Genomic DNA, 25,859 nt, shown 5'->3' on the forward strand with positions numbered 1-25,859 from the left:
ACTTCCCGTATATAGCATCATGAATTACAACAAGATAAAATGCATAAAGTCTTTAAAGTAAATAGGCTATATGCAGTAGATTAAAAAATTAACGATACTGGTTCAGTTACATATATACCGAAAAATCTCAGCCATAATCAATGAATCCATTTTCTTTTACCGCAAATCTCACGATTTTAATCAATACTCGAAATCGCCGATTCATTAATGCTTGCTCTGACTGATAAGAACGCATTGTCATATGCTCAAGGCCATCGAAAAACTCCTCTTTATCGTCATAGTCACTGTAATACGAGAAAGCGAATTCCTTCCATGTGATAGCTTCTGTCTTATCCGCGTTCTTATCAAAGGCAGTTAACAGATCCTCACATTCATTGTGAGTGATTACTCCTTCAGAGCTAAAGAAGTGATGTTCAAAGCCAACTGTTCCAACTTCACTACTTAAAAAATCTAGATAACGTTTTAGATCTGAATAAGATTGAAAAGATATGGAAAGATATTCGTTGCAATCATTCGACGGATAAACCCTGTCAACTTCTATGCCTAGTTTTTCAGCGTCACGTTCGATAACGCATCTGTATTCTGAATTGAAGTTCTTGCCCTGCAATGTACAACCTGATATTAAAACACCCATAATTAAACCTTAAAAATCAAACCATAACGTTATAGATACAATGAGGTACAATTAACACCAACTAATTAACCCAATGGCAAAATCAATCTTCTAAGTGTCCCTTAATTATTTTTCTCGTATATAAAAACTAAGAATTAAAGGACACCAAATATCAAAGAAACCATTAAAACAATCGATATTCTAGCTCGAAGAGCTAGTTAAAAAGCATGCTACGCATGCAAATTCAATTAAGTTCCTCATATTCACACACTGCAACCTAAATCCAATAATTATAATTTACCGATTAAATTCGGCTTATCATATGCAGACGAACCATCCAGGAACTCATTTGCAACTTTAGCTAATTTAGCGACTAATCTCTGATCTGTTGTAAAAAAACCTAGTGGTATATGAACAGGACTAAGATCAGGCAATGACAAATGATAACTTACAGCTGCAAATTCATTTTCTAAGAATAAAACCTCAACATTGCCATCAAATAAACCGTTTCTTATCCCTTCACAACACAGCATATTGCCTAATTTATGCTTCCATATCTTACCAGCTTGATTTTCAACACTCTGCTCATCACATGGTAAATAGACCTTTAACTCATAATGCGTGTTTTTCTTATTCGTTTGGTAATTAATCAAGCTTTCTTTTGCTTTATTAAACCCTTCACTCATTCCCCAATAACGGGTATTTGCCCCAATCCAGCACAGTGTTCTTTGTTTCTGTGTTTTATTCTGTGGTTTCAGTTTTTTCACACAGGACTCAATTGCACTCCATGGCTGTTTACCATATAACGGGCCAACCAAAATATTATATGGTTTATCAAAAGATCCCGCCGCCATTTCGGCAATCATACCTCGAAAATCTATATTTTTATTTTTTATAAAACGAGAAACTGACATATCTTCTAAAACATCCCATGCAGCACTAATACTATCAACATTACAACCTAACCTTATGTGGTCAGTTTCTTGTGAAATAGCTTGCGTTATTGCCTCATCATTTTCATAGATCTTATCTACATAAAACGGCTTAACACGGCTGTCTAAATCTATCTCAAATTTACGTCTCACTCTGTGGGCAATTGTTTTCTTTCTTGTTACTTTATCAACAGAGTAAAGGCTTGGTAACGAGTTATCATGAGTATTAATAACACCCAACTCTCCTCTTTCTACAAGCTGTTGAAAATGTTTAGTAAACATTGCTCTTGCATGCAGTTCACTTAAACTTTGTACTTCATGATTAATCTCTAACCGAAGACCCGTATGCCAATTTTCATGATGGTTTTTAACTTTATTAAAACCAACCAACTCAAATGAAACAGATGATGTTCTTGACTGCGGTTTTTCAATCATTGGCTTATCATCTAAAGATGAAAAATAGCCTTTCGCTAATGTTGTTAGACATAGCTTTCCTTCATCCGAATATACTATTTCACCTTTGCTTATAGGCTCTTCTATCGCCGTTGCCAATTCACGTGGGTTAAATCCAAAAAACGAAGATATTTCAAATTTAGAAAGCGGTGAAATATAAAGCACTTTAAGAAGAAATTCTTTTACAAACGGAAAGCCCTGTTTACTTAAATACGAATATTCAACACTAAATGTCTCTGTAGGAACGACATAATCTACTTCATTAAATTGAATTGATGTATTTTCCATAATATTTATACCGCCTTTTTAAATTTTTTCGTTACAGCATCTACAAAACGATATAAATCTTCATTCGTATTTTCTTCCATAAATTTAATTACTTTACCGAATGGTAGTTGACTATTCTTTCCTTGCCACATTCTTTTATCACCAACAATTACCAAACGATCCATAGCTCTTGAAAGACCGACATTGATTCGGTTTGGTAATTTTAAAAAGCCTGGGGATTGCTTTTGTTCTGAACGTGTAACCGATAAAATAATGACACGATTTTCTTTGCCTTGATAACTATCAACAGTATCAATTTTCAAAAGTTTCATAAGCTCATCTGATAAAGAAGCTTTTTTAACCTTCTGTCTTAAAATTCTTTTCTGCTCAGCATACATACAAATAACACCAATAGCAGCTTCACCGTCTTTAACCTGCTCAAACAATGAATTTATAAAACTTTCATCTTTATCAATTTGTCTAAGTAAATCAACGATAGCATCAGCCTCAGCATCATTATAAATACTTCGACCTGAACCACTTTGATGATGTGCTTTTTTTCCTAAGCTTGAAGTATCAAGCCATGTCGTCGTCGAACTCATAGCCATAGGTACATCACGATATATATCAGGGATATTTCGTTCACCATTTTCAAGCTCTCCATCATAGAAACACTTAGAGACCAAAGTGCCTATAGCTGGAGCCATCCGATATTGTACTAGTAGCTTTGCCCCAACCTGTTCTCCATATTCACTTTCAAACGCTCGAGCAAAATCACTTTCAATTAATTCATCAATATCGTTTGAGGTTTGAATACCCAAATGTCTCGCCAAAGCCTTTTTATGAGGATCAGTATATAAAGGTGGCAACTGCTTATGATCACCAACCAAAAGGACTCGTTTACCAACCTGCATTGCAATTGCTAACTCACTTGCAATTGAACGAGCGGCTTCATCAATAATAATCCAGTCATACTGATTACTAGCAATATCAATATCCCAGTTACCTATACCAACACAAGTACCAGCTACCAGCTGCTTCGAACGAGCCAAGAACTCATCCATATTGGCATTACCTGATTGCATAATTCGTATCATATCCTTCGACAAGGCCACTATTCGTTGGACTAAACTAAACGTATTTTCTTCGATAGCATATTCATGGTTTAAACCTTCAACTAAGTCGATACAAACCTCATCTAAATTATCATGCCAATCTTTATTACTACGTATTTTTTGGGGCAATCGACTATTAATTAATGATTTTCTCTCACCAATTTCTTTTTTCAGCACTTTCTTCTGCTTGGTGAGCAATTCTTTATCATCAATTGCTATCAGTGCATTTTTTTGATTAGCTATATGTGAAAGTATTTGCTTATCTAAAATTAAATAAGCTTCTAAATAATCAGTTGGTGCCTTTAACGATTTAGCTAAATTCAACACTCTATACTTCAATTGCGTTTCAAATTGCTCTACTTTTTGGCTGACAATATTATTAGAATAAGCATCGCGCAAAGAATGAGAAATAGTTGACTCACTCCGACTAAAACGCACCACATCTAGATCTGTTTTTAAACGATCACAATGTTTACGAATTCTTTCCGCAGCAGTATTTACCGCTTCATGCGATTGACTTACCAATAAGATGCGCTCGGCACCTTGCTTTTCAATCAAATAATGAACGAAAGCAGCAATAAATTCTGTCTTACCCGTACCAGGAGGTCCCTGAAGCATTGATAACGGACCGTATTTTAAAAGTTTTTGAAATGCAACACGTTGCTTATCATTGAGCTTAATAACATTACCGTTATCATCTTCTCGATCATAACGTTCAAAATCTTCATCAGTAACAGTTAAATCATAATCTATAGGTAATAACCCACAATCAGGTTCAAAATAATCAGATAAATTTTCAATAACAGAGTCTTTATCAAGAATACGAGTTAAAGCATTTTTTCGCTTATTAAAAGAGGATTTATCAGCTTTACTACGAAAGAAAATAATATCTTCCTCCTTCAATTTATTCGCTCTGGAGGAAAAACGCGATAAATTAACTCTATTTAATCCTGAAGCCGATAAATTTACTTCACCAATAAAGTAATCCTCTTCACCATCTACGATAATAGCTTCAACCTGATCTTTAGCCGTAAATCCATCTAAAGGATCTTTTTCAGCTTCATATGATAATATAAGAATATCTTTATTATCTTTATATGCACTCGGCTCTCCTGTAAGCTCCACATAAGGATGAGATTCTGTTTCTGTCTTTAGAATCGCTTGCCAAAGCTCTCTTGTGGATATTGGCTTAACATTCAACTCAACGTTAACAATATCAACAGTTTTATCTATTAATAGTGGCTCTATTTTTCTCTGCTTTAACTGAAATTGTTTAATTGCATTTTCAAAACTATAAATTTGTCGAACCCGTCTATTGAGCGCCTCTAAGTTACTTGCTCGACCTTGAGAAACACGAATAGCAAAAGGAAGCTCTAAGGCAGCCTTTTCAATATCTCGAGGAAAAATGCTATCTCTTTTTTTAGGAGCTAGACCATGTTCAAATGCAAAACTAACTTGGTTGAAGAAAAGCCTAAAAAATCCACCTAAGCCATAAACACTCATAACTAAGCCAGAAGCATTGTTAGAGCTTTCTTCTATTGATACATATAGCTTACCGTTATCTGGATATACAATCAGGGGTTCAAAACCATCTTTAGCCCCACCAATTTCGATATCAATAATTTCAACTGATGGCTGCAATATTTTTTCAGGGTTTAATACCGCATCTTTAAAACGAGTTAATTCTCTAAAACCAAAGTCAACATCTTCAAGTTCATGAATAATAGCCTTACTAATCGCTTCAAAGTGCAAGCTTTCAAAGCCCCAATCAATACCTAACAACTCAGAACTTACTTTCATCACTGCATAGTTATCACGAACAAAGGCAGAGCAATTAGGGGCATCTACAGGACTATATTCAGTATTAAATAACTCTTCTGCATCATGATGGAAATCTAAAACATCAATAATAAAAACATCGCAATGCTTATCTACCAGAATATTTTCAGGCTTTAAATCCCCATGAGCGAAACCTAATGAATGCATATGTTCAATATGTGCAACTAAACTGTTTATAATATCATGTCTACGATTACGCATTCGATAAGGATCTAAAGGCTCACCCTCAATCCACTCACTCACCAAATACAAAGAACAATCTCTTGCTGTAATACCATAATCTGCAATCGTAGGAATGAAGCTTAAGTTAAGACTTTGTAACTTTTCTACACGCTCTAAAAAAGACAATGTGCGCAGTCCAAGTCCTGTATTAATCTCTGTAGGATTTATATTATTCCAAACTTTCACGACACCATTATCAGATCTATAGACCTCCTTTAAATCAGATTCAGAAATGAACTCGACTTCAGGGTGCAATCGTCCAATTTTACTTGGCCTAACAAATCGTTCTAGTTCTTTAGTTGAAAAACTAAATGCTTCTTCTTTACTTGGTTCTTGCTTTGCCAGAGCATCTAAAAGATCACTAGCATTATTAAAACCTTCACCCTTAAATGCATTTAATAACGTATCACCATACCATTCAGTGCATTGTGAAATTTGATTTAACAGCTCTTTTTCAAATACTGGCGTTAAACGTTTTGCTTTAATAATTGCCCATGCAATAACAGCAAGACGAGAAACATCATTTTGATATGGTGATAATGAAGGTGTTGTTTGGTTATATACAGACAATTCATCACGAATATTACCCACAGTTTCTTTCTTACGATCAAATGCAGAGATAAAATTAGATAGAGCAACGCGCTGCCCAGTACTTAACCAAATACTATGTTTACCGATATCTCGATGCGCAAGCTGTAATTGGTGTAAATCTGCAAAACGAGCCACTAATACTTTAACTAAGTTTATTCGCTCATCAATTGATAAATTTCCACCATACGTAGCTATAAAATCATTTAACCGCTCATGCCCATGAGGTAACTCTACCACTTCATTATATTGTGAAGTTATCTTATCTTTAGTAGGTATTGTTAGAGATGAAACGCAATGCTCATATAACCTTCTATTTTCTCTTCTTATCTTAGTAAGGACTTCTCGTTCACGAGAGGCTATTTTTATACGTCCATCTGGAGTCTTTGCATCATAATTTGAAAGCTTGTCAAAGTCCCAACTTCGAATGATTGCACGATCGTTTTTATCAGCCACACTTTGAGCAAAGTATTCTTTATACACTTGATTAGGATGTTCAAAAATTTGTTCTTGCCCTAACCAACCATCAACAGATAAGGGTCTTGCTTCTACTTTTTGATCATTAAGCAATAAACTCTTTTCTAAAAGCGGAATATCTTGAAGTAGTACTTTTGCGTTGGGATGCGGAGTAAAACGCTTATTAAACTTATGCTCATCCACACATAATTGAGAAAATTCTTTTAACGTTATAGTATGAGCCAAGTCACTTACATTGATACCAGAAAAATCACTATCCCCACTCATTACCACTAAAAAATGGACATGAGGAACACGACCTTCATTTTTAAATTTTTTAGCAAAGGGCTTGAGTAAATTTTTAAGTAAAAACTCTTTATTACGAGTCACCTCTACAGGAGATTTCCCTCGATCCTCATTACCCCAAAACCATTTCCCTCGATTTGAAGTAATCGGCTTACCATTCCAATGTTTAAGTTCAACAATAAGAATATTACAGTGAGTTACAATTAATAAATCGATCTCCCCCTGTTTATTTTTATTGATAAAACGAAAGCCAGCATATCCTTTCCACCCCTCATTAAAGGATTTCTTCAGCACTTTAGAAGAATTAAGCTTTTGATTTTTATTCTTATCTTGTACTTTGTGACAAATAGAATTAGTCAGTACATTTTCAATCTTTTTTATCGCATCGATTTCATGGCGTTCAAGCCCGCCATCCCAATATTTTATATTCATATTTTTCTTATTGTTGATTCGTCACAAAAAAACCACTTCTAATCGAGATTTAGTACCCAAGGTACTCACCACAACCTAGCCTCTAATGAAGCAGCTTTCATAATTGTCGCAAGATATCACTTAAAGCCTAGGTAAACTCTTGCTTTTATTTCATTTTCCTGAATTTTAATAAACAACTCAAGGTAACTCTATAAATTATGCGACTTTAAATATTCAATTGTCGATATTCCCCCCCTAATCACATAGAATTTCGTGATATACCATAAATATTTAAACCTTGTATATTTAACCAGTATTTAATTTATGCATAATTGAGGAAATAATTTTGTGTAAGCTGCAATTATGACTACTAGTTCAAGAAATATGACTTCTGTTTTCATGACAGAACAAGACAAAGAAATCGATACAAACGATTTTTTAGATAACTGTGAAGAAGAAGAGTTTTTTCTACTCCGAACGGAGATAGAGAAGCATAGAAAGACTCAACCAATTGCACTGTGTAGTGTTTGTTTTCAGCCCGTTGTACTTCGAGCAAATACACACAGGACTACTTTTTTTGCTCATGTAAAAGATTCTGAAGATTGCCCAGTAAAAACTACGACCAACTTAACGCAAGAAGAAATTCGTGCGATGCAATATAATGGACAAAAAGAAGGACGTTTACATAGAGAAAATAAGGAAAAAATTTCACAACTACTTATCCAAGATCCCCTCTTTGAAAATAACGTAAGTATAGAAAAAACATTTCGAGAGAAACACCCTGTTGGTATAGCTAAACAATGGCGTAGACCAGATATATCAGCAAAATTAGCATCGGATAAAAGAGACGTTGTTTTCGAATTACAAATATCAACAACATTTCTTGATGTAATAATCCATCGAGAAGAATTTTATAAACAAAATGATGCCTATATAACGTGGATTTTTCTTTCTTTTGATCAAAAAAAATTTACAACGCTCGACATTGCTTATGCCAATAAAGCTAATATTTTTGTATTTAATCAAGAGGCTCTTTATGAATCTGAAAAACGTAATTCCCTTATTCTAAAGTGCTATTATAGAAAACCATACATGACAGAAAATTTAGATATTGGCTATTCATGGACATCTGAATTTGTCGATTTTTCAATTTTAAATTTTGATGAAGAAAATAAAAAAATATTTTACATCGATACAGGAAAGCTTAAAAATGATGTAATTAAGCAAATTCAAAATGAGCGAATTAGGATCAAATCTGAAAAATTAGAAGCTGAACGTATTGCACGTGAAGCCCTACGTTTACAAGAACAAAATGTATATGATGAACAAAAAAGGTTTGAGAAATATCAACAATCATACCCTAATTTTAAAACACCAACACAATACAAAGAAAAAAACCATAGACATAAACAGTTGTCGACCAAAGTCGTATCACATAAATCATATGGTGAAGCTGTAATTTGCAAAAAATGTTTCATTATAGGTAAACCCAAAAAGCTTGGAAGATTATTTGTATGCGCTAAATGTGGTCATGAGTGCAATTAATCATAGCAGTCTTTCTATATAATACCTTCTGTATTATTCCATCATTTTCTGCCCTTTAACAAGAAGGAAGTACTCACTTGCAAAAGTGGCACTTCCACTATTTATTCAATAATAATTCTCACAACATCACGAAAAATCACCTAACTCAATTCGCTCAATCATCTCTAACACCCTATTCTTACCATCTTTTAGCTTCAGTACTTCTAGCGGTGTTAAGCCATTTAAAGGCTGTTTTGGAGTAGAAAGCCATTCATTGCAAAGTGCTTCATCATTAAATAATTTGTACAAACACTCTCTTACATCTCTATCGATATTGCTATTCATAACTAATTCCTTTTCCTTATAACTTACAGAACCAAGTTCATCTTTTTCAATCAGAGTGTCCCTTAATTATTTCTCTCATATATAAATACTAATAATTAAAGGACACTTAATGTCATTGTACATAAGTCATCAATTGATATTCTAGCTCGAAGAGCTAGTTAAAAAGCATGCTACGCATGCAAATTCGATTAATGTAACTACACTCATCCGTCCTTTCATTAATCATCATTATTAACTAATTGATAATCATTTACAGACTCAAAACCTCTTCACTTCCACCCGTTACTTAAATGTAATCAAAACAACCACAGAATGTTAATTTGAGAAATTTATCATATCCCTATGTTATTAAAGTCGAATATTAACACCTATAATTTGACAACCAAAATAAAGACAAAAAAGCAAGATAAATATTTTATTTTATTTTCCATCTTGCTAATATTTAGATCCATTTGATTTATTATGGGGATTTTTAACACTTCAAAAAAATTGGCTTCATACAAGGTTTTTTGTCTATTTACTGATGAAAAACAATAATCATAGAATACGTCAAATCAAATTTTTAATATTACATAGGCGTTATATGAACACTCCATATCAATCTCAAATAAAAAACGTAAACAACCCAGAATCATTAAAAGTAACCCTTCACGTAGGTGCCTATAATGATAAATTAGCCAGCAACAGTGACAGGAATGACTTAGTTGTAGGTGACATCTATCACGCAGCTAACACATATAAAGATATGCACAATGTATTACGAAGGATATGCGTACAAACAGATAAAGCGACGGAGAAACAAACCATTGATTCCATTCTAGCTGGAATAAAACACTCCATTGAAATCATAATCAACAGCATCTGTATTTCTCTTGAATCCGATTTATTGAATAATTACCGTACATTCACAGATGCTTATAAGTTAACAGGTATAGAACAATTCAAAAAATTAGCTATAGAAGAAATCACCTCTATGACACCCCATCTTATTCCTAATGATTATGCGTCCAAAGAGCTAGTGAAAGCCTTCAATATGTCTCAAAATGACGCTGAGAGTGAAATAAGGGCATCTAACTCAAACGTCTATAATGCAGTCAAAAAAACATTACAACTCTCTAGTGGTGAAACCATTTCAAGCTTAGATGATATTACCTTTAAAAAAAATCATATCACAATAATAAAAGCAGGTATGGGACAAGGTAAAACCACTCGTGTGAATAAAGAATGTGTACATCTATTACAGGTAAATCCTCAAGCAAAAATTGCATTTATTAACTATCGAAATGCACTGTGCTCTAAATTCCACACCGATATTGAACTATTACACGGTTCTCCCATTTCATTAGCAACACATAATGAAAAAAATTTAGGGTTGCTAGAACAAGCATCTATCATCACTACATCAATTAACTCATTACCAAAAGTGATGCCTTATGTGCTTAAAGCTGATTTAATTATTTTCGATGAATCAGAAAAAGGCATCATGTCAATAGCAGGAAAACATTATAAAAATGAACAGCATGCCGAAAAATCATACGACGCCCTTGAGAATTTATTGCAGCAACAAAAACAAATTATTTTACTCGACGCGGATACTTCAGATGATATCACCGTTCGCTTTATAAATCATATCAACGTTAATAGTGTGAGTATTTACAAAAAACAAACCGATAATATTTATTCTAAATATAAGGTTATTATTCAGCACCGTGACGCCACATTAGCCACTGGAATAACATCAAAACTGGTTGCTTTTGATCGTGTTCGCATATTGTGGAATGAAATAAAAAAATTATCTTTTGAATCAAACAGACATGATAGTTACAAAAAAGCTCTGGATGCAGGTATTTTAGTCGTTTGCGGTGCCACAAAAGAAAAAGGAGAAGTAATTGAATTTATTAGAAATCCAAACCAAGAAAGCATGAAATATCAACGCATATTTTACTCTCCTTATCTTGGCTCAGGATTTAGTATTACCTGCGATTTTTCAGATGAGATCACAATTGTAAGCGATAATATATTAACGCCTATGGAACTATTACAAATGTCTTTACGATTCAGAGCAGTAAAGACAATTAAGTTTGCAGTGCAAAAAAAACATACACAAATAAAGGCATACTCTTATAAATCAAAAAATACGCCCTTTGATTTTAATGAAATGAAAAAATCAACGGAAGATAGTTCTTACAGATTAAAAATGAACACCCCCTTAGCTCTATACCATACTTTGAATGAATTAGGTTTTAATATTCATATAGAAAAAATCACGACCAATGAAAAAACAAAAAAATCATTAATAGATACTTTATTAAACAATAAAATATCTACAAAAGATGTAGATTTTATAGAAAACGCTAAAAACATTAATGATATTTCAGATTTTCTCATTAGTCACACCACTCTAACAAAAGAGCAAAAATTCAGCTTTATTAAATATGGTATTGCAAATGAATTAAACATACCTACTAGTCAAGTTGATAAACAGACTATCCTTTTTTACTCTGATTTTAAAATGAAAAACTTAACAACAAAACTAAACAATCATCATCTATCAGATAAAAATATAGACGATGAAGATAAAAACATCCTCATCGCGATAAGTGAAATACTAAATATTATGAATGTAAGGTTTGAACACAAAACTATGCTATCAACTCAAACATACCAATTAACATATGACCACTTGACAAATAAAAAGGATTTATTTCTTCCTTATTTTACTACAAATAGTTTTCGTAATAGAAGTGAACAAACTATGAATCATGTTAAAAGAACAGTAAATAAATTACTTAAAATACTAGGATTCAAGGTAGAAACTGTAGGATCAAACAAAAACAAATCTCGTGATGTCTGCGTTAGTATGCACCCTCTTGCTAAGCGTTATATTGCAAATGCATAAAAGCGTCAGGCAGAAAGTAACCGTCATCAACTATATCAATTTGTAATTATGAGCTTTGTGATAATGTTCTTCCCGAAAACCAGGTAAACGTTCACCGCAATAAGGGCAAAATATCACGTTAAACGCTGTCTGCCAGATAATATCTCCAACATTCATCAATTCGTGGCTATGTTCTAAATCACCCTCTTGAGCTTCTTCTGTGATGAATATAAACCACTCTTTATCAGAACTATAATTATCTGTGTGTACGAGATTAACTTGTTCAGGCATCGCTTGACAGGAATGTCTTGTGCACATAATTGGTCCCTACTAAATAAACTCAAGAGTATCGAAATTTTTTCGTTGGTTAGATTTATATCTATTACAACCGTATAAACCAGGTACTCGGTTTTCCTTTGCTTCTGAAACCGTGTTAATTAGTTGATTGTTCGCATAATTACGTTTATTCATTCTTTTATTTCCAAACTCTTTTTTATCATAAGGAGAACTATTAGCTATTTTTACTGCTTCTTTATCTGAAATACTTTCATAACTAACTTTAAATTCCTTTCCCTTATTATTATTAACTTCAACATTAATAATTTCCTTTTTCTTACTTCTTTTAAACATCACTTGAATCGAATTCATTTTAATCTCTCTGTATTTTATACACATTGTTTAGATGCATATAATAAAACATAAGAAATCAACGTTGTAAATATTTATTTTCAACAACCTATAAAATAAACCACCTATAAATACAATAACTTATGCCGCCAGCTCAGTATTTATCTGGCGGCAAAAATATAATGTAAATTTAGTTATTAATGATTGACAGGAATTATAGGTCCATATATTGTAATTTTTAATACAGAGTATTTACCCCAGCCTTTGTATTAAAAATTAATTCTATAATAAATAAGCAGATCAGGGGCTATTTTATTTAGGATATATACAATGAACAACATGACAAACACTTTAATAGCTAACAACGAAAGCATTTCGGTTGAACTATCTCCATGCCATTTAAAATCCAGTTTTCTTGTAAATGGGCGTAAAATAAAAATTCCTACGTCACCATTAGAGCTTTGCCTACTATTCTCCCAAAAATACAATCTGATATTATCTAGCTATAGATTTACTCCTTGTAAGTCCTGTATTACAGCTACACTATCTAAGCGATTAACGTCTGAGATTGAAAGTTTTGATGAGGTCTTGTTTGTTACATTTGCTATCAACAGTTCAGATCTTAAATCAAACCATCTTCAATTTGATGCAGAAAAGGAAGATTACAAAATTTATCTCATTAATAATCTCTCTACTTTGGTTGCTTTAGAAGAACAACTAATATGCATTGGTGATTGCTTATAAATGACGTTATTACTTAAAAGTGGGGGAATACCTATAGATAACAATACTCCCATGTTTGTTATTATACATAAAATACTTAAGAGTCAATGAGTTAAAGTACTTTACACGCATAAATAACTCAGATATATTTAGCTCATAGACATTGAGCAGCTAATCTTTCCATCTAACAGGTGGCTTAAAGAAAAAACTTAAACACATAAAAACTAGTTCAACTAATCATTATGTGACCTTATCTGCTTAACTAGCGGCTTAAAGAAAACAGAAATTAAGTTAATAGCATAGCTTATGCCTATATTCCGCGCCAACAGGCGGTTAACCGTTGGACAATAAGGCCGAGTTTTCTCGGCCTTTTTTGTTTCCGCTGATCACCCAACAATTAAATTAAGTCTTACATACTAGGTATGTACCTATAGAATTGAATCCTGTTATCTTCATTGTGTATGAAGAAATAGATATTCGTTTATTGCCAGCGTTTCGCTGGCTTTCAAAGTAGTCTCATATTTAATTATTTAACCAGTATCCGTGCTTTTCGGATTCGCATCTCATAAGCCTCTATTTTTATATTCTCACCACATGAATCATCAGCACCACGCCTGAAGCGGTTACAAGCATAAAAAGTCTCCCTATCTAGATTCATTTTCACAACAAGTAACCATCGTTCTTGTGCCACAGATGCTCAATCTCACCACAGCAACAATACCTAAAATCCTCAGTTTACTCTGGTCGATTAGAAAACACTAAATAAAGACATTTGTCCCTATAATTCTAACCTTCTCTAACTGAAGAAAAAACAAATAGTACACACTCTTACCCAAATAATTAATAATAAAAAAGTTTTTTAATATGTGGAATCAATAAAATGTTTCAAATAAAACTGAGAGATAACGAATGGCTAATAACGTTTGGTAATGCATTTAATGATGCTAGTGAATTTGCAGATGAGGTGAATGGTCGCGTTTGCAATGCTAGTGAACAACCTTGCTTAAGCGGAAAAATGTTTTTTAGTGCTGCTTCTTACGTTGTTATTTTCAACCCTCTAGAGCTTGAACCAGAGTGTTTTGATCTGGTAACTGAATACGTATATTTACGAGAAAAATTAAGAAGACTTGAACAACAAGCCAAAAACATTGGTTATGGTAGCGATAGAAACGATAAATTTGGTAATAACTTTGAATACCAAGCTAAGTGTAAAGATAAAGAAATAAAATTTAGAAAAGATAATGATTTTAAATTTTATTACCTTAGCAATGAGATTAAAGAAGTATACGAAAGCATAGTGCCACAACCTTGGTAATTCATAAATTAAAGAAAGAAACTGACAAGTTTCTCCTATCTTTTTTTAGATTGATTTATTAACTACCTCCATGTATTCCAATTGAAGTAAAACCCAAAATGGTGCATACTCTAGCCCAAATGATTAATAATAAAAAAGATATGGATAAACTCAACTACGCACAAAAACAAAGATTGGCTTACATTGACTTTAAGCTGATGTTTGTAGGTCACTTTACGCGTTCAGAAGTGGTTGAACACTTTAAAATGGGCTTATCTAATGCCACGAGAGACATTAACCTCTACAAAGAATTGGCAAGCGATAACTTAATCTATGACAACGCAGAAAAGTGTTATTTCCAAACAGCCAAATTTACCCCACTGTTTAATCACAACAATAACGACACACTTGCCAAGCTAGCCACCAAATTATCAGGTGAAGACAGTGTGATTAACGGGTTAGGTATTCCTTTTGAAGCGCCAAGTCAGCTTAATGCACCTAACATTGATATTGTCGCCGTATTAACTCAAGCGGCATTAAATACCAAAGCCGTCAACATCCGTTATGTTTCATTAAGTAGCGGTGAAAGTAATCGCATCATCGTGCCTCACTCCATTGTCGATAATGGATTACGTTGGCATATTCGTGCTTACGACTGTCAAAGTAAACAATTTAGAGATTTTGTTATTTCACGCATCATTAAAGCAAAATTATCAGACAACGTAATCAAAGAAGATCAGACAATACTGGCAGATAAACAGTGGATGCGATTTGTGCCATTAGAATTAGTACCGCATCCAAACAATATCAATTATCCAAAAGCCATAGAGTTAGATTACTCAATGCAAGATGGAAAACTCAATATAGAGGTTCGTGCGGCATTAACAGGCTATCTACTTCGCCGTTGGAATGTCGATTGCTCTGAAAACGCAACGCAACATACAGCAGAGCATCAACTGTGGTTAGCTAATAGAGCCACCCTATATGGCGTAGACAATCTACACTTAGCTTCTGGTTACTTAGCACAAACAACATCAGACAACACACTTACCACTCATTTAGGAGCAAACAATGGCAGAGCATAAACTATACCTCGGCGACCTAATCGGTGGCAGTTTGATGATCAAAGAAAGCCAACTGATAGCAGAGCTATTATTGACTGACCCAACCAAAGAGCAATGGGATGATGCAATTGTCGATCAAAATATTCTACAAAAGCGCTCACCTGCGTCTGCAAAACGTAATGCCGCAACCATAAGAAAACGCATTGGCTCACTTAATAACGATTTTCTGCACGCGCTGTCCAAAGCCAATCACGAAGAGGCCGCACAATTGATGATGGCAGCAACACTCATCAACTCTCCTCTTCTTGCTGATTTTATGCGTACCGTCGTTATGGATGCCAAACGCATGTACCGTGAAAGCATAGACAGCAAAGATTGGGAATACTTCTGGGAAGACAAATCTCGCCTTTACCCTGAGTTTGCCGAGATGTCAGAGTCATCGACCTACAAAATTGCCCAAGTTGCTTTTAAAGTCATGACCGATGGTGGTTTTTTAGAAAGCACAAAAACTAAGATTTTAACCAACATCTATATTACGCCTGATGTTCGTACTCTTCTTATTGATATGAATAAAGAAGACATTATCCAAGCGATGGAAGCTTACTAATGCAGCAATTACAGCAACGACTCGACACCATTCAATCGCGTCTGGAAAGCGAAGGCTTTCTGCAAAACAAAGAGCTGGGTGGTGAAATCGGTTTTTATATTTTCGATTACAAGCCAGAGCAAGAATTAGCGGTTCGTGAGCACATTTCAGTATTAGAGAAAAAACTCACCAATCGAGGTTACACTTTTGCTAGCATCAATCTGTTTGAGATGATCGTTAAGCTACTAGAATCACGTCGTTTATTGGATAAATCCTTCAAAATGCAATTTGAGAAAGGCGATGAAGCTCTATTTAAAGCATTAAAAGGCCCACTAGAGCAAAACCGTGTCGCTGAATTTATCGTTCAAGAAGCCAATATTGAGAATTGTGATTTCATTATGCTTCATGGCCTTGGTAGTGTGTGGCCTATCGTTCGAGGTCATGGCTTGCTTAATGCCTTACACGCTAAAGTAGGACAAGTACCAACAGTGATGTTCTACCCTGGCGAATACGATGGCGCATCATTAAAGCCGTTTGGACGAATCGAATCCAACAACTATTATCGAGCCTTTAAGCTTGCTTAATTGCCTTATATAACAAGTCGTAATGCAGCACGTTACAAAAACAGAGTAACCAAGTGCATTAACCAAAATTAAAATAAAAAATTAGCTAGGAAACCACCATGCAGTTACAGCAGCTATTTAATAAAGACATTACTCGCCCTATTAATGGTGTAGTAAAAGCCGATCAAGTTGAAAACGACACCGTCTTCATTGAATTAGACGAATACGTTATTACCGCCGAGCTTAAAGGCCATATTGAGCAATTTTTCAAATACTACATGCCATCAGTGGATGATCCTAAAAAAGCATCAATGACGGGCAAATCAGGCATTTGGGTATCAGGTTTCTTTGGCTCAGGTAAATCGCACTTCATCAAAATCATGTCTTACCTACTTAAAAATGTAGAGACCACCCATGAAGGCGTAAACAAACGTGCTATTGACTTCTTTGAGCAAAAACTTGAAGAAGACCAAATGCTGCTGGGCGATATGCGTCGTGCAATTCAAAAAGAAAACAACGTTATTCTATTTAACATCGATAGCCGTGCTGATACCGATGATAAAGAAGACGCAATCCTGAAAGTATTCCTAAAAGTATTCAATGAAAAAATGGGCTACTCAGGCGATCACGCTCATATTGCCGATTTAGAACGCGATCTAGATGCTCGTGGCAAACTGCAAGAATTCCATCGTGTATTTGAAGATTTATCGGGTTCATCGTGGTTAGAAGAACGTGACTCTTATGACTTCTACCGTGATGATCTAGCTGCTGCATTTGCACAAGTAACAGGCCAATCAGAAGACGCAGGTCGTCAAGCCATTGAGCGTTTAGAAAATAACTTCAGCCTAGACATTCAAAACTTCTGTAAATGGGTTAAACAGTACCTTGATGGTAGCTCAGAGCGTCGTATTAGCTTCTTCGTCGATGAGATTGGTCAATACATCGGTCAAAATACCCAAATGATGCTTAAGCTGCAAACCATCACAGAAAACCTAGGCACTATTTGTGAAGGTCGCGCATGGGTTGTAGTTACCTCACAAGAAGACATTGATGCTGTATTAGGCAAAATGCAAGAAGGCTCACGTAAGAACGATTTTTCACGCATTCAACAACGTTTTGATCGTATCTCTCTTTCAAGCTCCAACGTAAACGAAGTTATCGAAAAGCGTCTGCTTGATAAAACAGATCCAGCAAAAACGGCACTAGCTGCGTTATACAATGAAAAAGGCGACATCATTCGTAGCCAGTTAAGTTTTGAGCACACCAACAAAGCCGAGTTCTCAAACTTTACTGGGGCAGATAATTTCGTATCAAGCTACCCGTTTGCACCATACCAATACAACCTTATTCAGAAAGTGTTTTCTGGCATCAGTCAAGCTGGCGCGGCAGGTACACACTTAGCAAAAGGTGAGCGTTCATTAATTGAAGCCTTCCAAACCGCAACCAATCAATTTGTCGATGACAATATTGGTCGTTTGATCCCACTTTACAGCTTCTACCCATCTATTAAGAAGTTTTTAGATACCGCAGTGGTACGTGATATCAACCAAGCATCAGAGAAAAGCTCTATTACCGAGTTTTCTGTTCAGGTACTACAAACGCTATTTATGATCCGTTATGTTGAAGAGATGAAATCCACCATCGACAACATCGTAACGCTATGCATCTCAGAAGTGGATCAAGACAAACGTCAACTTCGTATTGATATTACCAACAGCCTAGACGCATTAGAAAACAATAACCTAATTGCTCGCCAAGGTGACGAGTACATCTTCTTAACCAACGAAGAAAAAGAGATCGAAAAAGAGATCCAAAATACAGAAATAGAATCATCAGATGAAACCGCAGAACTAAGCAAGATTCTGTTTGAAGAGATCTTAAAAACCAACAACAACTACCGTTACCCAGAAAACAAGCAGGATTTCCCTGTTTCACGCTTCTGTAATGGTCAACCGTTTGATCGCACAACCGATAACGACTTGTTGTTAAAAGTGATTTCACCTATCGACTCTAGCTACGATGAAATGAACGATGCGGTATGTGGCAACGAATCATCAGACTCTATCCTTATCAAACTGCAAGACCAATCGCGTTTATTTGGTGAGCTACGTACTTACATTCGTACCGCAAAATACACCAAACGCAATGCAGGCCGTGATGCCGATATGGAAGTCTTGATCCGTGCAAAAGCCGCAGAAAACAGTGCTCGTCGTAAACAGCTCGTCACTGAGCTAGAAGAGCTGATCAAACAATCGGATTTCTACGTACTAGGTCAAAACTACAACACCAAAGGCGCAACACCAAGTGCCATTGTTGATAATGCCTACTGCCATGTAATTGAAAACACCTTCAGTAAACTAAAATACGTACAACCGTACACAGGCGATATTCGTCAACAAATTCAACAAACCCTAATTGTTGATGATTTAAGCCAAATGAACATCGACTTATCTGATGTAGAAGCGAATCCTCGCGCACTCACAGAGATGGAACAGCATATTGCCATCAGTGATGAGTACGGTCGCCCTATTACCGCGGGTGACATGGTGAAGAAATTCTCTCGCCGTCCATTTGGTTGGAATGATAACGAAATTATCTTGATGATCGCACGTTTAGCGGTTGCTAATAAGCTAACATTGCAAGCCAACCAACAAGACATCGCTTTACGCAGTGCCTTTGAACATCTGGATAAAACCGCCAAGCGTGCAAACTTACGTATCCGCCGTATTCAACAACAATCAGAAGCGAACCTGAAAAAGGCCGCAACTCTGTATAAAACCCTGTTCCACAAAAATGCGCCATCAACAGAAAAAGAGTTATTCGAGCAAGCAAGCCAACTATTAAAAGGCATGTTAGCCAAGCTGAAAGACTTTAAAGCAAAATCCACTACAGGCACATTCCCAGGCACAAATGAAATTGAAGATGGCATCATGCTGCTTTCATCATTACTTGAGCAGCAAGGCAGCTTTAAGTTCATTGATGAATTACTGCGTAAAGGTAACGAATTAGAAGACTTTGAAGAAGAGTTTGAAGATCTAGAAACCTTCTACGAAACTCAGTTCTCAACATGGCAAAACCTAGCAAGCGCACTCACCGTTGAGTTTGCTAAAAACCGCTACTTGCTTGAAACCTCAGAGAGCGCAAAAACAGCATTAGATAAGCTAGAGGCGATTTATAAAGACAAACGTCCTTATGGCAAAATCCGTCAAGTACAAGGCTTAATTGAAACGGTACAAACCGTTAATAATGAGTTTTTGGCAAGCAGCCGTACTAACGCAACAAATAAGCTGCAAGCAGCGATTGAAAATGTACAGGAGCACATCTCAGAATCGAAAGCACCTGATAACATCAGTCACAATGCCCTGCGTCCACTGCAACAGTCACTGCAACGTTTAGATAAATTAACCAGCATTGCAGAGATGAATGAAGAAGTGCGTAACTCTAATGAGTTGGTTGAACAAGCCGAGCAGATCATCAATGCTTATATTGATCAACAAACCAAAGAAGCAGAGCGTCAAGCTGCATTAGCCATAGAGCGAGCAAAACAAGCAGCTAGCACGCCAGATGCATCAGAGCCATCAAATAACTATGGGGCAGCAACCAAAGAAACCCTAACAGTGGCAGAGCCAATCGTAAAACCGAAAGCGAAAAAAGTGGTAACGATTGATACAGGCTCTATCTTCCGTGATCTTGGTGACAACAGTTACTTAGAAACCGAGCAAGAGCTAGACGCTTACCTTGCTGCACTGAAAACACAGTTATCAGAGTTAATCGCCTCTAACCACAAGGTACGAATTAAATAATGGCATTGCCAATAGATATTCACGCTCTCCTTAAGGGGAGCGTCATTGAAACCGAGCGTATCGAATTTAAAACAGGATGGAATCCTGAAGTGATCGTGCGCTCGATTTGTGCTTTCGCTAACGATTTAAACAACGTCGGCGGTGGCTACATCGTCGTGGGTGTTGAAGAAAAAAATGGCGTTGCGGTATTACCTCCTATTGGACTTGAAGCCAGTAAACTGGATGAGATTCAAAAAGAGTTATTACGTGTCTGTCACTTTATTCAGCCTGATTACTTCCCAGTGGTTCACCCAGAAAAAATAGGCGACCGTTATATCCTGATAATTTGGTGTCCACCAGGTCAATATCGACCTTATAAAGCACCAAAAACACTAGGTAAAAAAGACCAAATCAATAAGCCTTATTATGTGCGTCGCATGTCTTCTACCGTAGAAGCAAAAGACACCGATTTACAGAGGCTAATGGATTTTGCAGGCAGAACCCCCTTTGATAACCAAATCAATTATCACGCCTCTATTGATGATTTAGACCAAGTGCACATCAGTAACTTTTTACACACCATAAAGAGTGATCTTCGTGCAGAACAACCGAACCTCTCTACTTCTGAGTTATGTCGCCAAATGCGCATTGCCAATGGTTCAAGTGAATCATTACATCCGCTGAATATTGGCTTACTCATGTTTGCCAATAAACCGCATGAATTTTTCCGTGGCGCACGCATAGAAATGGTTCATTACCAAGACGATATTGGTGATAAATTTCAAGAAACCTATTTTGAAGGCCCAGTATGGATGCAACTTAAAGACGTATTACGTCACATCCAAACTCATGTGATAAAAGAACAAATTATCAAAATTGATGGACAAGCCGAAGCCAAGCGTTTTTATAACTATCCGTTTGAGTCTCTTGAAGAAGCAATTTCTAATGCTGTCTTTCATAAAGGGTATGACAGACAAAATCCGATAGAGATAAATATTCGTCACCATCGTATTGAAGTGGTTAACTTCCCAGGCCCACTGCCCCCAGTTAACCAAACCATGTTAAATGGTGATTTAATTATCGCTAAAGATTGCCGTAACAGCCGTTTAGGTGACTTTTTAAAAGAGTTAGATTTAACCGAAGGTCGAGGCACTGGCATTCCAAAGATCCGTCGTTTTATGCAAAAAAATGGATCACTAGAGCCACAATTTATCACCGATGACGATAACAATTATTTTGTGACTATCTTGCCGATTCACCCTGATTTTATCGGAGAAAATCCAACAACCGAACAAGAACCGACTAACTCACCGATCAAGTCAGCGACTAAGTCAGCGACTAAGTCATCCGTTAAGGTAGAGCTAAGCGAACCACTTAAAAAGTTACTGTTCGCACTCGAACAAACGACACTGTCTGCTGCTGAATTATTACAAGCCCTTGAGCTAAAACACCGCCCAAGCCTACGTAATAACTACATTGCTCCAGCGTTAGAGCAAGAGCTAATTGAATATACCATTCCAGAAACACCTAAGAGCCGCCTGCAAAAATACAGAATAACTCAACACGGTCAGGCTGTGATTAATCAACTAAAAGATGATAAATAATGAACACCAACAAATTAAAAGCTTACGCTCCTAAAGCCCGTTTGGCTTTTATGGAAGCCGTAACAAAGCGAGCAGCGTTTCTTGGCTTATACGCTGACCGCATTGCAGAAATGACCATTGATGGTGACAGTGCCGTCATTGAAGGCCGTGTATTTACTCGCCAGCAAGGTCAACAACGTGCCCAACTCGTTAAACGTATCGAAGAGCTAGGCACGAACAACGATAAGTTCGTATTAAAAGACGGTTTTAACCAATTCATTAACGAAACAGCCTTTACATGGTTCAACCGCTTAACGGCTATCCGTTACATGGAAGTGAACGAATACCTTGATCATGGTTTCCGTGTATTAAGCAAAAGCGAAGGCGCACAATTTGGTGAAGGCTTTGAGATTTTAGGTTCAGCGGCAGACGTAGCTGATGACCTAGGCTTAAACAAAGAAAGCATCATTGATATGGTGCTAGATGGTAACAAAGAAGAAGAGTTATACCGCACAATTCTTCTAGGTCAGTGTCATCAACTAAGTGAAGCCATGTCTTTCATGTTTGAAAAACTGGATAATGCAACCGAACTACTACTGCCAGATAACCTGACAAAAACCGATTCCATTTTGAAAGATTTGGTTAACGATATCCCAGAAGATAATTGGCGAGAGATTGAGGTCATTGGTTGGTTATACCAGTTCTACATCTCTGAACACAAAGATGCGGTTATTGGTAAAGTCGTTAAACGCGAAGACATTCCTGCGGCGACTCAGCTATTTACCCCTAACTGGATTGTTAAGTACCTCGTGCAAAACTCTCTGGGTCGTCAATGGCTTGCTACCTACCCTGACTCTGAACTAAAAGAGAAGATGGAGTATTACATCACCCCTGCCGAGCAAAGTGATGATGTTATCGAGCAACTAAAAGCCATTACGCCAACCAGCATTGATCCAGAACAGATTAAAGTGCTCGACCCTGCTTGTGGTTCAGGCCACATCTTGGTGGAAGTCTATGAAGTGTTGCGTGAAATCTACCTAGAACGCGGCTACCGCTCACGTGAAATTCCAGAACTAATCCTTACTAAAAACATTTATGGTTTGGATATTGATGATCGCGCAGCGCAAATGGCAGCCTTTGCGGTGCTAATGAAAGCGCGTGAGGATGACAAGCGCATTTTCTCGCGTGACATCAAACTAAATATCCGTTCTATTCAATCAACTGAAAACCTGAACATCAACCAGTTATGGGCAGATTTGGATTTAGATGGTAACCAAAAAACTGGTTCTATGGGTGATCTATTTGCAGAACCTCAACTAGAATTAGTTGAAGCTTCAGCAGAAAACAAGGTCTACCTTGATTTACTGCGTTACCTGAAAGAACAGTTTATTGATGCGAAAAACTTAGGTTCATTGATTGAGGTTGATAGCCAGCACCTTGAATCTTTAGCTACATTACAAGAAAAACTAACTGATAAAGAACAAGGTAGTGAGCCAACCACAAAAGAAGCAGCAGAAGTGCTACTTCCCATTGTGGGACAAGCCATTGTATTAGCCACTAAGTACGATGTAGCGGTAGCGAACCCGCCATATATGGGTTCAAAAGGTATGAACACTGCGTTAAAAGATTTTGCTAAGAAATCTTTCCCTAATTCAAAATCCGACCTTTTTGCTATTTTTATGGAACGCGTTTTTAACTTCTTAAAAGAAGATGGTTATAACGCTCAAGTCAACATGCAATCTTGGATGTTTTTATCTAGTTTTGAAAGTCTGCGAGAATCATTACTTGATGAAAAAACCATAATCACCATGGCTCATTTAGGTTCCAAGGCTTTTGGTCAGATTTCTGGGGAAGTTGTACAAACTACAGCATGGGTATTATCTAAGAAATACGTCAGAAGCTATAAGCCTTCATTTCTTAACTTAACCGAAGGAAACGAAGCAGCCAAAAAGGCCGCAATGATCGCACGTTTGAACCTGTTCAGTAACAATACTCAAGACGATTTCAAAAAGATTCCAGGGGCCCCCATTGCTTATTGGCTTTCACATCCTGCAATTCAGACATACTCGTTCGGGTTGTTAGATAGAAAGTTAATTTCTGACGGCTCCGTAAAGACAGGTAACAACGACAAGTTTCTTCGTAACCTATGGGAAGTGAACGCTTTTGAAATTGGAACAAACTCTAAATGGCGACTACACCCTAAAGGAGGAGAATACCGTAAGTGGTATGGAAATATAGATAGCGTTGTTCTCTGGACTGACTGCGCCCGTAAGCACTATAAAAGTGACCACATTGCTCGTATTCTTGACGAGAAGTATTGGAATTTAGAGGGGGTATCGTGGTCTGCAATTAGCTCTGGAAAGCCTTCATTTAGACTTTTAGATAAAGCACACGTAGCAAACAACGCTGCTTTATGCATTTTCCCAAAAAATATTTCGGTAGAAGTATTACTCGGCTACCTTAACTCAAGCTGTTTTGATTATTTCGTCAAGGTAAATACTCAAACCGTAAACTACCTTGTTGGTGATATACAAAGAGTTCCATACAAAGAACTTCTCGATAGCAATATTGTTGAACACGTCAGAGAAGCCATTGAAATTTCTAGGAATGATTGGAATAGTCAGGAAACTGCTCTTGAATTTAAAGCACATCAACTTATCGACTCAAAATATGCGAGTAGCAGTTCTATCGCTGATAACATCTACAAAATTATAAATATCAGCAATGAAAATGCCAAGACGCTAAAATGTATCCAGACAAGTATAAACACGATATTTGTTAAACATTTAGGACTTGAACACTTGATTGCTACAGATGTGAACATAGAATCTATCAAGTTGAGAAGCAACACTAATGGAGAAATTGAAGACAGTATTGTAAGCAAAGTGGTTTGCTCGTTTATCAGTTACTTTCTGGGCAATACGTTTGGTAGGTACTCCCTAGATCGCTCAGGCTTAATCTATGCTCACTCAGGCAACAACGGCTTCAAAGAGCTTGTTGTAGAAGGGGCATACAAAACTTTCCCCGCTGATGATGATGGTATCGTACCATTAGCTGATGAAGAATGGTTGTTTGATGATGATGCCACTACCCGCTTCCGTGAATTTGTGAAAACGGTTTGGGGTGAAGAGCACCTTCAAGAAAACATAGACTTTGTAGCTGAAAGCCTATGCTTAGATGCAATCAAACCGAAGAAAGGTGAAAGCTCGATGGATACCATCCGTCGCTATTTCTCTACTCAGTTCTTTAAAGACCATTTAAAAACGTACAAGAAGCGCCCTATTTACTGGCTATTTAGCTCAGGTAAAGAGAAAGCCTTTGAGTGTTTGGTTTATTTGCACCGTTATAACGAAGGCACGCTGTCACGCATGCGTACCGAGTATGTAACACCGCTGATGGGTAAACTAGAAAGCCGCAAGAACATTCTTAACGATTCAAAAGCAACCGCATCTGGTGCAGAACTGCGTGCGATTGACAAGGAACTGAAAACCATCGATAAAAAACAAGCAGAGCTTGTTAAGTTCGATGAGGAATTGAAGCACCTAGCAGAAATGAAGATCACTCTAGATCTTGATGATGGCGTTAAGGTGAACTACGGCAAATTTGGCAACTTGCTAAGTGATGTAAAAGCGATTCACGGCAAAGTGCCAGAGAAGATTAAGTAGTTACTGATTTAATTAGTATTGGA

At 36.4% G+C, this 25,859-nt stretch carries 16 protein-coding genes; 10 read left to right on the top strand and 6 right to left on the bottom strand.

Annotated elements, in window-relative coordinates; genetic code table 11:
• Positions 1–127 precede the first annotated feature (127 nt).
• The 3 genes from PVK71_RS07330 to PVK71_RS07340 form a co-directional block, all read right to left on the bottom strand.
• Positions 128–634, bottom strand: a complete 507-nt coding sequence (locus PVK71_RS07330) for a hypothetical protein (protein ID WP_130049501.1) — start codon at positions 632–634, stop codon at positions 128–130.
• Positions 635–903: 269 nt separating this feature from the next.
• Positions 904–2,286 (bottom strand): hypothetical protein, encoded by a 1,383-nt coding sequence (locus PVK71_RS07335; RefSeq protein ID WP_130066624.1) that lies wholly within the window; start codon positions 2,284–2,286, stop codon positions 904–906.
• A gap of 5 nt (positions 2,287–2,291) precedes the next feature.
• Positions 2,292–7,223 carry an AAA domain-containing protein gene (locus PVK71_RS07340; protein ID WP_130049413.1) on the bottom strand — a complete coding sequence of 1,644 codons (4,932 nt, stop codon included), beginning with the start codon at positions 7,221–7,223 and terminating at the stop codon, positions 2,292–2,294.
• A gap of 378 nt (positions 7,224–7,601) precedes the next feature.
• Here PVK71_RS07340 and PVK71_RS07345 point away from each other — a divergent pair, with 378 nt between their 5' ends.
• A complete protein-coding gene (locus PVK71_RS07345) occupies positions 7,602–8,747 on the top strand; it encodes a DUF6035 family protein (protein WP_274421790.1) in 1,146 nt (381 codons plus the stop codon).
• A gap of 126 nt (positions 8,748–8,873) precedes the next feature.
• Here PVK71_RS07345 and PVK71_RS07350 read toward each other — a convergent pair whose 3' ends face one another.
• Entirely contained in the window at positions 8,874–9,071 is a 198-nt protein-coding gene (locus PVK71_RS07350) for an MbcA/ParS/Xre antitoxin family protein (protein ID WP_130049392.1), read from the bottom strand.
• Between the two features lie 583 nt (positions 9,072–9,654).
• Here PVK71_RS07350 and PVK71_RS07355 point away from each other — a divergent pair.
• Positions 9,655–11,970, top strand: a complete 2,316-nt coding sequence (locus tag PVK71_RS07355; protein WP_130049393.1) for a hypothetical protein — start codon at positions 9,655–9,657, stop codon at positions 11,968–11,970.
• 30 nt (positions 11,971–12,000) lie between these two features.
• Here PVK71_RS07355 and PVK71_RS07360 read toward each other — a convergent pair whose 3' ends face one another.
• A complete protein-coding gene (locus PVK71_RS07360; RefSeq protein ID WP_130049394.1) occupies positions 12,001–12,267 on the bottom strand; it encodes a hypothetical protein in 267 nt (88 codons plus the stop codon).
• 12 nt (positions 12,268–12,279) lie between these two features.
• Positions 12,280–12,597 (bottom strand): hypothetical protein, encoded by a 318-nt coding sequence (locus tag PVK71_RS07365; protein ID WP_130049395.1) that lies wholly within the window; start codon positions 12,595–12,597, stop codon positions 12,280–12,282.
• Positions 12,598–12,906: 309 nt separating this feature from the next.
• Between PVK71_RS07365 and PVK71_RS07370 the strand changes: the two genes are divergently transcribed.
• The 8 genes from PVK71_RS07370 to pglX all read left to right on the top strand — a co-directional run bounded on the left by PVK71_RS07370 (position 12,907) and on the right by pglX (position 25,836).
• Positions 12,907–13,320 carry a hypothetical protein gene (locus tag PVK71_RS07370; RefSeq protein ID WP_130049396.1) on the top strand — a complete coding sequence of 138 codons (414 nt, stop codon included), beginning with the start codon at positions 12,907–12,909 and terminating at the stop codon, positions 13,318–13,320.
• A gap of 859 nt (positions 13,321–14,179) precedes the next feature.
• A complete protein-coding gene (locus PVK71_RS07375) occupies positions 14,180–14,614 on the top strand; it encodes a hypothetical protein (protein ID WP_130049397.1) in 435 nt (144 codons plus the stop codon).
• A 119-nt stretch (positions 14,615–14,733) separates the two neighbouring features.
• Positions 14,734–15,678 carry a WYL domain-containing protein gene (locus PVK71_RS07380; protein WP_274421792.1) on the top strand — a complete coding sequence of 315 codons (945 nt, stop codon included), beginning with the start codon at positions 14,734–14,736 and terminating at the stop codon, positions 15,676–15,678.
• Positions 15,665–16,264 (top strand): DUF1819 family protein, encoded by a 600-nt coding sequence (locus tag PVK71_RS07385; protein WP_130060025.1) that lies wholly within the window; start codon positions 15,665–15,667, stop codon positions 16,262–16,264. Before PVK71_RS07380 ends, PVK71_RS07385 begins: the two co-directional genes overlap by 14 nt.
• Positions 16,264–16,827, top strand: coding sequence for a DUF1788 domain-containing protein (locus tag PVK71_RS07390; RefSeq protein ID WP_130049497.1), 564 nt, complete (start codon positions 16,264–16,266; stop codon positions 16,825–16,827). Before PVK71_RS07385 ends, PVK71_RS07390 begins: the two co-directional genes overlap by 1 nt.
• A gap of 98 nt (positions 16,828–16,925) precedes the next feature.
• Entirely contained in the window at positions 16,926–20,609 is a 3,684-nt protein-coding gene (gene brxC, locus PVK71_RS07395; protein WP_130066623.1) for a BREX system P-loop protein BrxC, read from the top strand.
• Positions 20,609–22,192 carry a Fic family protein gene (locus PVK71_RS07400; protein ID WP_130049302.1) on the top strand — a complete coding sequence of 528 codons (1,584 nt, stop codon included), beginning with the start codon at positions 20,609–20,611 and terminating at the stop codon, positions 22,190–22,192. Before brxC ends, PVK71_RS07400 begins: the two co-directional genes overlap by 1 nt.
• A complete protein-coding gene (gene pglX, locus PVK71_RS07405) occupies positions 22,192–25,836 on the top strand; it encodes a BREX-1 system adenine-specific DNA-methyltransferase PglX (RefSeq protein WP_130049301.1) in 3,645 nt (1,214 codons plus the stop codon). The genes PVK71_RS07400 and pglX overlap by 1 nt, the downstream gene beginning before the upstream one ends.
• Positions 25,837–25,859 lie beyond the last annotated feature (23 nt).

Origin of the sequence: Aliivibrio sp. S4MY1, assembly GCF_028765545.1 — a bacterium.
In the GTDB taxonomy this organism is placed as follows: Bacteria; Pseudomonadota; Gammaproteobacteria; order Enterobacterales; family Vibrionaceae; genus Aliivibrio.

Coding starts and splice junctions, on each gene's coding strand:
- PVK71_RS07330 (WP_130049501.1), bottom strand. CDS start 634: ATGGGTGTTTTAATATCAGGTTGTACATTGCAGGGCAAGAACTTCAAT.
- PVK71_RS07335 (WP_130066624.1), bottom strand. CDS start 2,286: ATGGAAAATACATCAATTCAATTTAATGAAGTAGATTATGTCGTTCCT.
- PVK71_RS07340 (WP_130049413.1), bottom strand. CDS start 7,223: ATGAATATAAAATATTGGGATGGCGGGCTTGAACGCCATGAAATCGAT.
- PVK71_RS07345 (WP_274421790.1), top strand. CDS start 7,602: ATGACAGAACAAGACAAAGAAATCGATACAAACGATTTTTTAGATAAC.
- PVK71_RS07350 (WP_130049392.1), bottom strand. CDS start 9,071: ATGAATAGCAATATCGATAGAGATGTAAGAGAGTGTTTGTACAAATTA.
- PVK71_RS07355 (WP_130049393.1), top strand. CDS start 9,655: ATGAACACTCCATATCAATCTCAAATAAAAAACGTAAACAACCCAGAA.
- PVK71_RS07360 (WP_130049394.1), bottom strand. CDS start 12,267: ATGTGCACAAGACATTCCTGTCAAGCGATGCCTGAACAAGTTAATCTC.
- PVK71_RS07365 (WP_130049395.1), bottom strand. CDS start 12,597: ATGAATTCGATTCAAGTGATGTTTAAAAGAAGTAAGAAAAAGGAAATT.
- PVK71_RS07370 (WP_130049396.1), top strand. CDS start 12,907: ATGAACAACATGACAAACACTTTAATAGCTAACAACGAAAGCATTTCG.
- PVK71_RS07375 (WP_130049397.1), top strand. CDS start 14,180: ATGTTTCAAATAAAACTGAGAGATAACGAATGGCTAATAACGTTTGGT.
- PVK71_RS07380 (WP_274421792.1), top strand. CDS start 14,734: ATGATTAATAATAAAAAAGATATGGATAAACTCAACTACGCACAAAAA.
- PVK71_RS07385 (WP_130060025.1), top strand. CDS start 15,665: ATGGCAGAGCATAAACTATACCTCGGCGACCTAATCGGTGGCAGTTTG.
- PVK71_RS07390 (WP_130049497.1), top strand. CDS start 16,264: ATGCAGCAATTACAGCAACGACTCGACACCATTCAATCGCGTCTGGAA.
- brxC (WP_130066623.1), top strand. CDS start 16,926: ATGCAGTTACAGCAGCTATTTAATAAAGACATTACTCGCCCTATTAAT.
- PVK71_RS07400 (WP_130049302.1), top strand. CDS start 20,609: ATGGCATTGCCAATAGATATTCACGCTCTCCTTAAGGGGAGCGTCATT.
- pglX (WP_130049301.1), top strand. CDS start 22,192: ATGAACACCAACAAATTAAAAGCTTACGCTCCTAAAGCCCGTTTGGCT.